This is a genomic window from Nocardia sp. NPDC058114 (assembly GCF_042884695.1).
Taxonomy (GTDB): Bacteria; Actinomycetota; Actinomycetes; order Mycobacteriales; family Mycobacteriaceae; genus Nocardia.
This window is the reverse complement of the sequence record NZ_JBHVTK010000001.1, coordinates 1,311,944-1,325,653: the sequence shown is the minus strand read 5'-3', so window position 1 is coordinate 1,325,653 and position 13,710 is coordinate 1,311,944. Positions and strand designations below refer to the sequence as shown.

At 66.8% G+C, this 13,710-nt stretch carries 12 protein-coding genes; 8 read left to right on the top strand and 4 right to left on the bottom strand.

Annotation, left to right across the window (positions count from 1 at the left end; genetic code table 11):
• The first annotated feature begins 18 nt into the window (after positions 1-18).
• Positions 19-2,049 carry an ATP-binding protein gene (locus ACFVVI_RS06065; RefSeq protein WP_387443572.1) on the top strand — a complete coding sequence of 677 codons (2,031 nt, stop codon included), beginning with the start codon at positions 19-21 and terminating at the stop codon, positions 2,047-2,049.
• On the opposite strand, the gene ACFVVI_RS06060 is transcribed toward ACFVVI_RS06065, so the two are convergent.
• The gene (locus tag ACFVVI_RS06060) at positions 2,050-3,357 is read right to left on the bottom strand and encodes a DUF1254 domain-containing protein (protein WP_387443570.1); all 1,308 of its coding nucleotides are present in this window, start codon (positions 3,355-3,357) and stop codon (positions 2,050-2,052) included. It lies immediately after the preceding gene.
• Between the two features lie 278 nt (positions 3,358-3,635).
• Here ACFVVI_RS06060 and ACFVVI_RS06055 point away from each other — a divergent pair, with 278 nt between their 5' ends.
• Positions 3,636-4,382 carry an MspA family porin gene (locus tag ACFVVI_RS06055; protein ID WP_387443567.1) on the top strand — a complete coding sequence of 249 codons (747 nt, stop codon included), beginning with the start codon at positions 3,636-3,638 and terminating at the stop codon, positions 4,380-4,382.
• 165 nt (positions 4,383-4,547) lie between these two features.
• Complete coding sequence (locus tag ACFVVI_RS06050) at positions 4,548-5,009, top strand: cupin domain-containing protein (protein ID WP_378987585.1); 462 nt, start codon at positions 4,548-4,550, stop codon at positions 5,007-5,009.
• Between the two features lie 76 nt (positions 5,010-5,085).
• On the opposite strand, the gene ACFVVI_RS06045 is transcribed toward ACFVVI_RS06050, so the two are convergent.
• On the bottom strand, positions 5,086-6,036 hold the full coding sequence (locus ACFVVI_RS06045; protein ID WP_379314218.1) for a TIGR03560 family F420-dependent LLM class oxidoreductase: 951 nt from the start codon (positions 6,034-6,036) through the stop codon (positions 5,086-5,088).
• A gap of 197 nt (positions 6,037-6,233) precedes the next feature.
• Here ACFVVI_RS06045 and ACFVVI_RS06040 point away from each other — a divergent pair, with 197 nt between their 5' ends.
• Positions 6,234-6,611, top strand: a complete 378-nt coding sequence (locus ACFVVI_RS06040; RefSeq protein WP_387443564.1) for a DoxX family protein — start codon at positions 6,234-6,236, stop codon at positions 6,609-6,611.
• An 84-nt stretch (positions 6,612-6,695) separates the two neighbouring features.
• Entirely contained in the window at positions 6,696-7,775 is a 1,080-nt protein-coding gene (locus ACFVVI_RS06035; protein WP_387443561.1) for an alkaline phosphatase family protein, read from the top strand.
• A 10-nt stretch (positions 7,776-7,785) separates the two neighbouring features.
• On the opposite strand, the gene ACFVVI_RS06030 is transcribed toward ACFVVI_RS06035, so the two are convergent.
• The gene (locus ACFVVI_RS06030) at positions 7,786-9,207 is read right to left on the bottom strand and encodes a hypothetical protein (RefSeq protein WP_387444467.1); all 1,422 of its coding nucleotides are present in this window, start codon (positions 9,205-9,207) and stop codon (positions 7,786-7,788) included.
• Positions 9,208-9,762: 555 nt separating this feature from the next.
• Between ACFVVI_RS06030 and ACFVVI_RS06025 the strand changes: the two genes are divergently transcribed.
• The 3 genes from ACFVVI_RS06025 to ACFVVI_RS06015 all read left to right on the top strand — a co-directional run bounded on the left by ACFVVI_RS06025 (position 9,763) and on the right by ACFVVI_RS06015 (position 13,009).
• Complete coding sequence (locus ACFVVI_RS06025) at positions 9,763-10,191, top strand: cupin domain-containing protein (protein ID WP_387444464.1); 429 nt, start codon at positions 9,763-9,765, stop codon at positions 10,189-10,191.
• Positions 10,192-10,362: 171 nt separating this feature from the next.
• Positions 10,363-11,652, top strand: a complete 1,290-nt coding sequence (locus tag ACFVVI_RS06020; RefSeq protein ID WP_387443558.1) for a serine hydrolase domain-containing protein — start codon at positions 10,363-10,365, stop codon at positions 11,650-11,652.
• Positions 11,653-11,791: 139 nt separating this feature from the next.
• On the top strand, positions 11,792-13,009 hold the full coding sequence (locus ACFVVI_RS06015; RefSeq protein ID WP_387443556.1) for a diguanylate cyclase domain-containing protein: 1,218 nt from the start codon (positions 11,792-11,794) through the stop codon (positions 13,007-13,009).
• Position 13,010: 1 nt separating this feature from the next.
• Here the strand turns inward: ACFVVI_RS06015 and ACFVVI_RS06010 are convergent, their stop codons facing one another.
• Positions 13,011-13,631, bottom strand: a complete 621-nt coding sequence (locus ACFVVI_RS06010; RefSeq protein ID WP_378987606.1) for a TetR/AcrR family transcriptional regulator — start codon at positions 13,629-13,631, stop codon at positions 13,011-13,013.
• Positions 13,632-13,710: the final 79 nt, after the last annotated feature.

The following is a 13,710-nucleotide window of genomic DNA, read 5'->3' as shown; positions in this document are numbered from 1 at the left end:
GATGAACGGAACTGAGAGATGACTGACGACGCGAGGACCGTCGCCGACCGGCTCCGATCGGCGCGCAGGCGGCGGTTCGTCGGGCGGGCGGGCGAAGTGGAACTGTTCCGCACCGCGCTCGACGCGGACGAACCACCGTTCACGGTGCTGTTCCTGCACGGGCCGGGCGGCATCGGCAAGTCCGCGCTGCTGGCCGAAATGCTCGAACTCGCCGAACTCGCGGGCGCGACGACGACGCGGGTCGACGGACGCACGGTCGAGCCGTCGCCCGAGTCGTTGCGCACCGCGCTGGGCCCCGCGATGTCCTCGGTGGTGTTCATCGACACGTTCGAACGTCTCGCGCCGCTGGAGGATTGGCTGCGCGAGACGTTTCTGCCGGTGTTGGCCACGACTGTTCTCGTGGTGATCGCCGGCCGTCATCCGCCTGCCCGCGCGTGGTCGGACGACCCCGGTTGGCGGGATCTGTTGCGCACGATCTCGTTGCGCAACCTCGCACCCGACGACGCCCGCGCCTATCTGCGGATCGCCGAGGTGCCCGAAGCCAAGCACGAGCGGATGCTGGCGCTCACCCACGGCCACCCGCTGGCGCTGTCGCTACTGGTCGACGTGCTCGCCCAGACCGCGGGCGAGTTGCCCGCCGCACTGGTCGAGGCCCCCGACGCGGTGCGCGCCCTGCTCGCGCGGTTCGTCGATTCGGTGCCGAGCAAACGTCACCGGGCCGCACTGGAGGTGTGCGCGCACGTCCGGTTCACCACCGAGGCGCTGCTGCGGGCCGCGCTCGGCGAATCCGACTGCGCCGACGTGTTCGAGTGGCTGCGCGAGCTGGCGATCATCGAGCCGGGGCCGCTCGGGCTCGCGCCGCACGAGATCGCCCGCGACGTTCTCGACGCCGACTTGCGCTGGCGTGATCCGGAGTCCTACCTCGACGTGCATCGCCGCGTGCGCGCGCACCTCATCGAGGTCCTCGACGCCACCGCGCAACAGAATCGCTGGCCGGTGGCCGACCTCGTCTTCCTCCACCGCCACAACCCGTCGATCTCGGCGTACTGGGACTGGTCGACCTTCGGCCGGGCCTTCCCCGACCGATACCGCGCGGAGTATCGGGAATCGATCCTGGCGATGACGAAGCGGCACCAGGGCCCCGAGCAAGCCGAGTTGGTGGACTTCTGGCTGGCTCGTCAGCCCGAGCAGTTCGTCGTGGTGCAAGGCTCGGGCAGCGCACCGATCGGCTACTTCTGTCGGCTGGCGCTACACGACGCGACGGAGGCCGAGCTGGCCGCTGACCCCGGCACCCACGCCATGTGGGACTACGCGACCAGGTACGGCAGGCCACGGCCCGGCGAACCGGTGCACGCGGGACGGTTCCTCATCGACGCGGAACTCAACCAGCGTCCGTCGCCGACCATCAATGTGGTGACGGCTTGCTCGACGCAGTTCTGGTTGTCGCGTCCGGATCTGACGTGGGACTTCATCGGCGCGTTCGAGGCCGCCGACGCCTGGGAACCCTTCATGACCCACATCGATTTCCATCGTGCCCACGATGCCGAATACGAGGTCGGTGGCCGGCGGTACGCGGTGTACGCCCACGACTGGCGCCGGGTGGGCATCCCCGAATGGCTCGACCTGACCAGTGATCGTGTCGTCGGCGGGGTCCCCGCGCGACCCGTGCCGCCCACGCCCGAACTCGTGCTGTCCCAGCCCGAATTCGCCGACGCCGTCCGCTCCGCGTTGCGCGGGATAGGACGGGGCGACGGCCTCGAACGCAATCCGCTGCTGCGCTCGAGAGTGGTCGCCGACCGACCGGGCCCCGCCACCGGTGCCGCGCTGCGCGATCTCCTCACCACGATCGTCGAGTCGGTGCGCGAGGACTCGCGCGGTGAGAAGCTCTACCGCGTCCTCGACCGCACCTACCTGCGTCCGGCGCCCACCCAGGAACGGGCCGCCGAACTACTCGGGCTGCCGTTCTCGACCTACCGACGCCACCTCACCCAGGGCATCGAGCGGGTGATCGCCAAGATGTGGCATATCGAGCTCTACGGAACCAGCTGATCAGGCCCTGCGGACCGGCGGAGGCGCCCATGTGCCGTTGAGCGCTTCCGTACGAGGGGCATACAGCCGCATGGTGATACCGAGGGGCCCGCTCGGCGCGGGCAGCCAGTTCGATTCGCGCTCTGGTCCCGGGTTGGTGTGGGAGATGTAGATGTCGAGCGAGCCGTCGGAATTCTGCACCAGTGCGTCTCGGTCGCCGATGGCGAAGCGGTTGAGCTCGTTCGGCGCCTGGAACCCCTCGTCGTCGTACATGGTGACCGACCAGAACGCGGCCGCCGGCGGCAGCTCGCCCGCGTCGAAGTGGATCACGTAGTCGGTATCGCCGTCGAGCGGCCGGCCGTCGGCGTCGGCGACCAGCAACGGGTAGATCGCGTCTTCGGGCGGGTTGGCGCCCAAGCCCGCCAACGTGATGGCCGAACGCCGGAAATAGTCGTTGCCGTACACCCCGATGTCGGCGAGCACGCTGATCCACCCGTTGACCGGTGGCGCCAGCTTTTTCGGTGCGGCCATCACCGCCGCTCGCGCGGCCTGCACACCGGCTTCGATGTCGGCGAGCTCATCGGTGGAGAATCGGGTGGCGTCGAAGTCCCGGCCGGGAACGATACCCAGCCGGGCGATGCGGGCGAGCTGGGAGAAGTCGGTGCCGTGCGGCGGGTCGACCTGCAACGCCGCAGCGGCACGGACGAAGAACTCCGTCGCCGACATCGCGTTGACCTGGCGCAGCGGTTCGGTCTCGCTCGCCGAACTCGGATCGGCCACGAACGGTCCCGGTGCGGCCAGCTCGGTGATCTCGAGTCCGGCCTGGAACTTGTTGACCGCCACGTAGTCGGCGGGCCCGTTGGTCTGGGTGCGCCCGATCACCCACACATGATGAGTCGGCGCGTGGATCACGGGCAGGTCAGCCGGAAGATCACCGGTGTAGCCGGGGCCGACGACGACGAAGTCCAGTTCGCCGGTGCCGGTGGTGCGCTTGCCTGGATTGGCGAAAACATCCGTCCACGCGTCCAACATCGGGAGCATGTAATAGCGGTCGCCACTGTCGGGAACATGGATCTGCACGGGACCGCGGGTCAGATCGAGCCAGGCCGAGGAGTAGAGCGTGTCGAAATTCGGGCGAACCACCGCCCGAAAATGGACATCAGGGAACTCGTGGATGTGGTGGAACTGGTTCGGGGGCCCGAACCCCGGAGTCGAGTCCGCCGGGGAGTTGGTCTGCTGCTCGCGAGTGACGTCCATCGTGACGAGGGAGTACAGGTAGACATACGCTTCGTAGCTCAAGGTTTTCAGATCGCTGGACAATACGCTCACAACGCCTCCCTCGCATATGGCCTCGCCTGGCAAATTCCTATCCTGCACCTGCCGGTGCACCGTGGAAAAGATCCGACCCATATCGAAATCTTCTTGTGTCGCCGGATTCGGGCCGTTTCGTCCCCGTATTCGAGCGTGCACACAGTGGCGAACCGGTGTACCGGCGGATGAACGGGCGAACAAGAAGCCGCATCGGTCGGGACACGCGCCCGCGTGACGACAGGGAAACGGCGGCCGATTCACTAGTGTCCGGGGTCATGTTGCGAATCATCCGGAGAGTGAGTTACGCCGTCTCAGCGCTGGCCATTCTGTCGCAGCCGACCGCGCATGCCGATATCGTCAATCTGCCACCGCACGAGAAGACTTTCGAGTCGAGTATGGGCAGTTTTACCGTCGGCACGCACGACGAAGTCATCAATCGAATCGCGCCGTTGAACAGCACCCCCACCAGCCGTGAAGCCTTGGTCTCCACAGTCGCCTACGGACGGCTCGACGGGCAGGCCGAGGGCCTGCTCAAGACCGGATACTCCGTGGGCTGTCCGGCCAGGATCGGTGCCGTGCTCCCCGGCATCGATCCCACCACCGAATTCGGGCTGGAGGGGCCGCAGCAGAACTCCGCGACGGAACAGGTACAGCGGCAGGCGACCGAGCAAGCGCAGTCGCAGACTGTCGAGCAGTCGAGTTCCGGCGAATCGGTGCAGTCCCAGACCCAGGAGTCCGGGCAAGTACAAGAGTTCGAATCGGGACAGGTGCAGGAGTTCAGCGGCATCCTGCCCTCCATCGCGATAGACCCGGGTCTCTTCCTGGAATTGGACCTGCAACCCGGCGACATCACCAACGTCGACATCGGGGACGGCAAACCGCTCATCCCGGGCAAGACCGTGCAGATCGTGACCCGCGACTTCCACATCAAAGTCGACAACTGCATCGGGCCTGCCACCATCCGCCAATACACCTACGTGCTGACCAAAACACCCGAAGTCGACGACAGCGGAGCGGTGTTCGGCGAGCCCACCACCCTGTAGCGAGCCCCGCGACCGCGCGTGGCGGTCCTCTTTCGATCCCGCCGAGTGAAAACGTCTACCGGGCAGCCGAATCATGATTGCGTAGCCTCAACCGCGCGCGACGGTCCCCCGGCCCGCTCGCATTCGGCGATACAGCTCGAACCGATCGACGTGGAGGAGCGCACCATGACTGCCGAAGATTGGCGGCACAACGGTGTCCGGGTGATCAAGGCCGATCAGCTGGATTCGAACACTGCGCAGACACCCGGAATGGAGCGGGCGGCCGCGATCGATTTCGCCCGTGTCGGCGCGCAGAAGATCTGGGCCGGGACCGTCACGATCCATCCGGACGCCAAGACCGGCGCACACCATCACGGCGCACTCGAAAGTGTCATCTATGTGATCCGCGGCCGCGCCCGGATGCGATGGGGCGAGCGGCTGGAATTCGTCGCAGAGGCCGGGCCCGGCGACTTCATCTTCGTGCCACCGTATGTCCCGCACCAGGAAATCAACGCCAGCACCCACGAACCCTTGGAATGCGTGCTGGTGCGCAGCGACAGCGAAGCCGTCGTGGTCAATCTCGACATCGAGCCGATCGAGAAGCCCGACGCCGTCCATTGGATCGACCCCATCCACCACCATCTGTAGCCCTTGATTCCGGCGAAAGTGTGAAGGTCGGTGCGGTGATTCACCCTCGCCGACGTCAGCCGGCCACAGTCGCTGATCAGTGGTGCACCAGCGGACTCAGGGCCTTGCCTGCCAATTCGAGGATGCCCGGCTCGTGACCGTTGGCGACCATGTTCACGATGATGCCGTCGACCCCGTGATCCAGGATGCGGCGCTGGATCTGCTCCGCCACATCGTCGGGGGCTCCGGCGAACACGCTGTCCGCCGAGATCGCCACCACGACATCGCGCTGCATGAACTCCTGCGCCAGCTTGCGAGCCCGGTCGCCGTTCTCGTCGATGACGACGACAGCGCGGTAGCTGGTCTCCAGAGTCTGTGGGTCACGCCCGGCCTCCTCGCAGCGCTGCCGCAGGGTGGCCAATTTCTGGGGCAGGTCGCTGGTGTGGCAGAGGATGTTCAGGTGGTCGGCGTAGCGCGCGGCCAGGCCGAAGGTCTTCTTCTCACCGCCGCCACCGAGCAGGATCGGCAGGTCGTCGCGCACCTGCGGCTCGTTGATCGCGTTCTCGGCGCGGTACCACGTGCCCTGGAAGGTGGGCCGCTGCCCGCGCAGCATCGGCGAGATGATCTGCAGCGCCTCGTCCAGCCGCTGGAACCGCTCGGTGAAGCTGCCGTAGTCGAAGCCGTAGCCGCGGTGCTCGAGCTCGAACCAGCCCGCACCGATGCCGAGGGCCGCGCGGCCGCCGCTGATCACGTCCAGCGTCGTGACGATCTTGGCCAGCAGCGCCGGATTGCGGTAGGTGTTGCAGGTCATCAGGGTGGCCAGCTGGATTCGCTCGGTGACGGTGGCCAGCCCGGCCAGGGCCGTGTAGGCCTCCAGCATCCAATCGTCGGGCTGCCCATAGACCTGATAGAAGTGGTCCATGAAGAGCACGGCATCGAATCCGGCTGCCTCCGCCTCCTGCGCCTGCGCGATGACCTTCGGGAACAGTTCGCGCGCAGAGCCCGCGTAGCCGAAGTAGGGCATCTGATATCCGAGACGAATGCTCATGTTCGACGACCCTACGGTCGTTTTCCGCGTCGACCCGCAGCGATAATCCATGGCAATCAACCGCGCGTCACACGGCAATGGCCGGAAGTTCACCGATTGCCGTCCCGCGCCGCAGTACGATGAGTGGGCGAACTGATACTCGATCAGGTCGAGGCCTGGGTCGGCGCCCCGCTGCCCTCGCACACCGGAGTCGCGGCATGAATGTCGTCGTTTGGATCGTTTCCGGCCTGCTGGCCGCAGTCTTTCTCCTGGCCGGTGCGATGAAACTCGCCAAATCCAAAGAACAGCTCGTCGCGGACCCGAAAATGGGCTGGGCCGAGCCCTTTCCGGAAGGCCTGATCAAGTTCATCGGCGTGGCAGAAGTCGCCGGCGCACTCGGCCTGATCCTGCCCGGCGTGTTCGGTATCGCCACCTGGCTGGTGCCCACGGCCGCCATCGGTCTGGCGGTGATCATGGTCGGCGCGATCGTCACGCACGGGCGCCGCGGCGAATGGTCGAATGTCGTGATGACCGTGGTGCTGCTGGCATTGGCGGTGTTCGTCGCGGTGGAACGGATCGGCCCGCAAGCGTTCTGACGTCGGTCCCAGTGGGCGGGACTGTACCGGTCAATTGTCCAATTCGCTGGTTGTCGTCGGCGCTCGGCAATTACGGTGCCGCGCATGTCTCGCACTCACCGCATCCTCGCAGCCGCGGCCCTGGCCGCTGTCCCCTTCGCCACGGCAGCGCCTGCCCCCGCGGCTCCGGTCGTGAACAAGGTCGTGGTCATCGGCATCGACGGCACCCTGTGGAGTGAGGTGACGGCGGCCGATGCCCCCAACCTCGACCGCCTGGCCGCGCAGGGCACCCTGGCACGCACCTCCATCGCCCCGCACACCACCATGTCGTGCGTTTCGTGGGCCACGGCGCTGACCGGCGTATGGGATACCAAGCACGGGATTCAGGACAATGGATCCACCTGCAACGCAGGACCTTTCGCACAATATCCGACGGTGTTCACGCAGGTGGAGCGGGAGCGTCCGGCGCTGTCGACGGCCTCCATCGGGACCTGGGACAAGATCGGCATGATCGCGCGCACCGGCAGCCCGCAGGCCGATCGGGTGACCGTCACGCAGATCGATCCCACCGGCGCGGGCGTCTGTGAGACCACCGCCGATTCCGCGGCCACCGCGCAGGTTGTCTCGGCCATCACCGAGCAGGGAACCGACCTGCTGTTCACGCACCTCGATCAGGTGGACATCGTCGGACACACGCTGCGCGGAATCTGGCCGCAGGCCTATCGCGATGCCATCGGCCGCGTGGACAGCCTGGTCGGGCAGATCACCGCCGCGGTGGACGCGCGGGCGGCGGCGCATTCGAACGAGCGGTGGACGATCCTGGTCACCACCGACCACGGACACAAGCCGGATGGGGGGCACGGCGGTCAGAGCGCCTACGAGACAGCGAGTTTCGTGATCGCGCGGGGAGCGGGGTTCGCGGCGGGCACAGAGAACAACGGCTACACCCTCGCCGACATCACACCGACCGTGCTGGATCTGCTCGATGTCCCGGCGCCCGCGAACCTCGACGGCGAGTCGATGATGACGGGCGGTTCGGGCAACCCGGCACTACCCGCGCCGAGCACGCCACCGGTCGACTCCGGGATCACCGGTTCGTCGTCCGGTTCGGCACAGGCGGCGATGGTGGCGAATCCGTTGTGCCTGCTGGGAAGTGGATCGGCGAGCGGTTCGTCCGAGCGCTAGTTCCCGCCGCTCAGCGAGGTGCGATCCGGAACAACCCGCTCATCGTGCCCTGATAGAGGGTGCGGTCGGGGGCGATGGTGCCGACCATCTGCAGGGTGTTGTGCACGGCGGTGGCCCCGATGACCTTCTCCGTGTCGACGCGCCCGGTAGCGGCGTCGATCACGGTGTAGCGGAAGGTATCGGTCAACCCGGCGCTGCCGGTCGAAATGATGCTGTGGCGCGCGACGGTGTAGATCTTGCCGTCGGCCACCGACAGACGTGGAACCGCCGCGGACAGAACATCATTGGTCCACTTCACCTGACAGCCGGAACCGCTGACGTCTACGCGGACCATGCCCCCGGTGAACGAAGCATCCGCCGGGTCGCTGTCGCCCGCCCCCTCCGGCACCGCGGGATACGGGTACCCGTAGGTGCTGGCGACGAAAAGGCTGTTGCCGGAACCGATCGGCGAGTTCTCGGTGCCCTTGACCGTCGGCACCGAGCACACCGGATTGCCGCCGGCAGTGTCGAACACGAGCAGATTTTCCTTCGGCACGGCGTTGTCGGTGATCGCCACGTACTCGGTGCCGCTACCGGGGCCGAAGAAGGTGGGAGTGGCACCGGTCCCCCAGGAGAGCTGACCGGGCTTGCGGGCCGGACCGCGGTCGTAGGCCTGGCGCCACACGATGCGGGGACCGCCGGTCTCGTCGACATCGACCAGGTACAGCGCGTGGGTGGTGGCGATCGAGACGCCCTCGGGCGCGGTGGAAATGCTGTTGGCGACCTTCTCCCCCGGACCGAGCACGATCGACCGGGCCGCGCCGGTCGCCGGATCGGAGTAACCCGCCACCGCGTTGTCGGTGGCGAACCACACACGGCCGTCGAAGTCGGGCATCACCGAACTCACAGCGTCGCAGTCGCTACCACCGCAGTGGCCTGTGACGGCTTGCGCTATATCGGTTCTCGTCTCGACGAACAGCTTCCAGTCGTCGCCGTCCTTGCGGTGGCCGATCCGTAGCAGCTGCCCGCTGCCGTCGACGGTGACCATGCGGTCGTCGCTGTCGAGATAGGCGTACACACCACCGAGGAGGCTGCCCTTGGCCAAATCGAGGGAGGCCAGCGGCTGCCCGCTGCCGGGGTCGAGCAGGAACACCTTCGGGGCCCGGTCGATGATCTTGGTGCACAGCGCCTGCGGAATCCCGTCCGCGCCTTGCAGAATGGTCGGACACGCAGCAGCGAGTTCGCGGAAGTCGCTGTCGATGCTTCCGGTTCCGGGACCCGCGAAAGGCGTGGCGTCGGACGACTCGGCATCCCCGTGCATCGTCGCGGTTCCCGGCGGGCCCAGGTGCGGATTCGCGGGCGGTAGCGAACCGAACTCCGCGGCGGCGGTTCCGGTGGTGACCATGAGCGACACGGTCAGACACAGCGCGGCGGTCGCGGCGATGCGACCCATTCTTGCGAACACGGGCGACTCCCTGATTCCTGCCATCGACGCGCTCGCTCGCCAGAGCGAACCCGCCTCGAAACAAATACTCGAACTCAGCCTTTCGAATACTCGTACAGCTCGCAGAGTAGGGGACCGCAGTCGCGACGGCAAGATCCGTCGGCGACCGTCGCGCACCCCGGTCGGCACCACTGGTTCCGGGTTGCGGGTGCCCCGGTTCCGATCCGCGACCGCCGACTCGAGCGACGCCGGCACCACGTCATTCCACGATCTTGGGGAACACTCGATGTCATGGAACCACTCGTGTCTGACGCGACCGACACCGAACCGATGTTGGTGACCACCCTCGATGCCTGGCGGTCGGGAGGTGATCAGCTGCCCGTCGACGACGACCGGACCGCCTGGGCGGCAGACGACGAGTCGGCGCTTCTGGTTGCCGATGCGCTGGCGCCGACCGCGCAGATCCTCGTCGTCACCCCGCGCGCGGCATCGCCGACCGCGGGACACCTACCCGCCGGGAAGGTGCGGTGGGCCCGGCGCGGCCCGGCAGGCCGCCATACCGAACTGCTGCACCGGCCCTCGACCGCGGAGACCCTCGACCTGCTGCCGCATCCCGAAGGCGGCTGGTTTCGCGAAACTTGGCGCAGTGCGCACACTTTCGCGCCGACTGACTATCCGGGCCCACGCGCCGCGGCGACCGGCATCCTGTTCCTGCTCCCCGAGCACGAACAGTCGATCTGGCATGCCGTGCGCTCCGACGAATTGTGGATGTGGCATCGAGGCGGACCACTGGAACTCCTGCTGGGCGGCGACAGCGACACTCCCACCACAACCGAGACCGTGATCCTCGGCCCAGCCATCGAGTCGGGGCACCGCGTGCAGCAACTCGTCCCAGCGGGTAATTGGCAGGCGGCCCGGCCGTGCGGTGGCGAGGAGGTACTGGTGAGCTGCGTCGTCGCACCGGGCTTCGATTTCGAGGACTTCCGGAGCTGAACCCACCCTCGATCGCCGGAAATGGCGAGCTCTCGGCTCGCCATTCCACTGTTACCGGGTTGCTGATTGATTCCTCGGCGCACAGGGAGCAGAGTTGCGTTACACAGCGCGACATCACCCCTTCGAGCACACGCTGATCGGAGAATCATGGGACACCGGACGAGTTTCGCAGTGTTTGTCGCGACCGCGAGTTTGTTCATTGCCACGGGCTGCGCGACATCGTCGGATTCCGGCGGCGATGCCACCAGCACGTCGGCCGGCGCGCAGGCCGAGCCCGCCTACGCCACCACCCTCAGGCCGGTGATCACCCAGCTCATGAAGGACAACGTCATTCCCGGCGCTGTCGTGGTCGTCAAATCGCCGAAGCAGGGCGATTGGACCGAGACATTCGGCACCCGGGTCATCGGGGCCGACGACCCCATGTCGGTGGACGACTATTTCCGCATCGCCAGCAACACCAAAACCATGACGTCGACCGTCATTCTGCAGTTGGTACAGGAGGGAAAACTCGCACTCGAGGACCCGATTGCCAAATATTGGCCGGATGTGCCGAACGGCGACGAGATCACCATCGCCCAGCTCTCCGAAATGCGAAGCGGGCTCTACAGTTACACGTTCGACCCACAGTTCAATGCCATGCTCGACAGTGACCCGAACAAGGTGTGGACGCCCGAGGAGTTGCTCGCCATCGCCTTCTCCCATCCGGTCAACTTCGCACCGGGGGAGAAATTCGATTACAGCAATACCAACATCATCCTGCTCGGCCTGGTCATCGAGAAGATCACGAAGATGACGGCCGCCGAGAATTTCCAGCAGCGGATCTTCGAACCACTCGGCCTGAAGCACACCTCGCTGCCCGCGGCGGCGGACCACTCGATCCCCGATCCGCACCCTCAGGGGTACGCGTTCGGCACCAATGTCTCCACCATCGACACCTTCGCCCTGCCGCCCGAGCAGCAGGCCGCCGCGCTCGCGGGCACGCTGCAACCCAACAACGCGACCGACGAGAGCCCGTCGTGGACGTGGACCGCGGGTGCCGCGATCTCGACGGTCGGTGATGTGGCCACGTACGTGCGGGCACTCGTCGAGGGCGACCTGCTGGACGAGCAGATGCAGCGAGTGCGGATGGACAGCATCCAGCCGATCGATCCGGCCGCCCCCGATGTCGCCGGATACGGTCTCGGCATCGTCCGATTCGGGTTGCATCTGTTCGGACACGACGGTCAGATTCCGGGGTACATGACCTTCATGGGCCATGACCCGGAGTCCGACCTCACGATCGTGGTCGCCACGAACCTCGCGACGGTGCCGTCGGGCGAAGGGTCGGCACTGGTGCTGGTCAAGGGCATGCTGCCGACCTTCTACGGGAACGAGGCGGTGCCGGGCAGCCCGGCCGCGCCGAACACCGGCGCGACGACCGCGCCCACCAGCCCTGCTCCACCGACCACCACGGGCCGGTGACGAACCCGCGAGCCCGCCACCCGAACCGATGTCCGCTGCACACGATGACGCCCGGCTGATCCGATGTTCGCATGCGGTGAGGCGATCCTTGCTTTACTGCTCGAAGGAGATATCGGAGTCTACGGAGGTGTCATCGACGGTGCCCGCTCGACGATTCGCCCGGCAATGGGCCGCGCGCCTGGCTGCGGTGAACATCCCGGTACGCGGCGAAGACGAGCTCGTCGACGTCCTCGAAGATCTCCTGGCCCGAGTGCTGGTCGCGCTGGCCAACCCCGCGTGGGATCCCGCCATCGGCGAAAACCTCGGGATCGCCGTCGCCGATCTCGGTTTCCGCTCCCCCGCTGTCATCGACGCCTCGCTGCCGACCCTGCGTGAGGTCTGCCGGCACGCCGGAGCGCCACCCGAGGTTCTGACGAGCCTGGCCTCGCGGTTCGGCCTCGGCGTCGGGCGCAGTCTCACCTCCGAGTCGGTGACCGCGCACGCCGCCGACGGCTTCGAGATCGCGTTCCGCCACGCGTCGGTGGCCATGTCCATCGGCGACGCCCGAGGCCGCATCATCGACGCCAATCCGGCCTTCGAACGCCTGGTGGGGTACTCGCTCGACCAGCTACGGGGACTCGACGGCTTCGACCTGGCCGGCGACACCGCCGACGTCGAGCGCCGGCGCATCTTCGCCGAACTCGCCGGCAACGATTCGGGGGCCGTGCGGTTCGAAAGCGAACAGCCTCGCCCCGACGGAACCACCAGATGGGTCGGCTGGACGATCACCCAGTGTGTCTCGGCCGACGGCGAACGGGCTTATCTGCTCGGCTTCGGCCAGGACCTCACCGAACAGCACACCGCCGCGCAACGCCTGCACTGGCAGGCCCACCACGACCCGCTCACCGGCCTGACCAACCGGCGCGGCCTGCACACCGAGCTGCACTCGCTCGTCGGCGACGCCCACCCCGGACAGTGCGCGGCGGTGTGCGCACTCGACGTCGACGGGTTCAAAGCGGTCAACGATACCTACGGACATGCCGTGGGCGATCAGATCCTCGTCGAGCTCGCCGAACGCCTGCGGCGATGCTTGAGCACCGATGAGGAGCTGCTCGCTCGCCTCGGCGGGGACGAGTTCATCGTGGTACTCCCCCCGTCCGCGGTCGACCGAGCGCGCAAGACCATCGATCTGCTCCACGCCGCGGTGATCGATCCGTTCGCCCTGCCCGACGGGCCGATATCGGTATCGGTCAGCATCGGCGCGGTGGTGACGCCGCTGACCGGCAGACGCGTTTCCGAACTGCTCGCCGAGGCTGACGACTGCCTCTACCAGGCCAAAGCGCTGGGCAAGAATCGGTGGATTCTGCGCGAGCGGTGAGTCAGCGGGCGATTCCGTCGAACATCAGCCGCTGTATCGCGATACTGAGCTCTCGTTGCTGTTCGGGCGGCCCACTGTCGTCCGCGCTGCCCCGTTCCCCGGCATCTCTGGCGCAGGCGATGACCCCGGCCAGCAGCATGCCCATCACAGCCTGCGCCGTGTGGTCGACATCGAGATCGGCGCGCAGGTACCCGCGTTCGATCCCGTGTTCGAGATAGCCGGCGGTGAGAGCGTTGGCGGAGTCGAGCACGCTGAACATTCGTTTGTTCAGCTCGGCGTCGACACCGACCGTCCCGGTGAACAGGAACCGGGGAATGCGCGGGTCGGAGTACAGGATGCCGGTCAGTCCGTCGGCGATGCGGCCGACCTGGGCGCGGTAGTCGTCGAGGGTTTCCGCGGCGGCGGGGGCGTTGTCGGTCGCCAAGGCTTCCAGCACGCGACCGAACAGGTCGTCCACGACGTGGTCGATGATGTCGCGCTTGTTCTGGAAATACCGGTAGAAGGTGCCGTGGCCGATCCCCAGCCGCGTGGCGATGTCGGCGATCGAGGTGTCGTGGTAGCCGCTCGTCGCGAAACAGTCGAAGGCGGCGTCGATGATGTCGCGGCGTGTTTCCTCGCGCATGCGTTCCGCTCGCTGAGCGCGTCTGTCTCCGAGTGCCTCTGGTCCGACCACGCCTGTGATGATAGCCTCCGTCAAAGTT

Excerpts from the sequence above, each read along its gene's own strand:
- ACFVVI_RS06065 (WP_387443572.1), top strand. The coding sequence starts at position 19 with ATGACTGACGACGCGAGGACCGTCGCCGACCGGCTCCGATCGGCGCGC.
- ACFVVI_RS06050 (WP_378987585.1), top strand. The coding sequence starts at position 4,548 with ATGACTGCCGAAGATTGGCGGCACAACGGTGTCCGGGTGATCAAGGCC.
- ACFVVI_RS06045 (WP_379314218.1), bottom strand. The coding sequence starts at position 6,036 with ATGAGCATTCGTCTCGGATATCAGATGCCCTACTTCGGCTACGCGGGC.
- ACFVVI_RS06040 (WP_387443564.1), top strand. The coding sequence starts at position 6,234 with ATGAATGTCGTCGTTTGGATCGTTTCCGGCCTGCTGGCCGCAGTCTTT.
- ACFVVI_RS06035 (WP_387443561.1), top strand. The coding sequence starts at position 6,696 with ATGTCTCGCACTCACCGCATCCTCGCAGCCGCGGCCCTGGCCGCTGTC.
- ACFVVI_RS06030 (WP_387444467.1), bottom strand. The coding sequence starts at position 9,207 with ATGGGTCGCATCGCCGCGACCGCCGCGCTGTGTCTGACCGTGTCGCTC.
- ACFVVI_RS06010 (WP_378987606.1), bottom strand. The coding sequence starts at position 13,631 with ATGCGCGAGGAAACACGCCGCGACATCATCGACGCCGCCTTCGACTGT.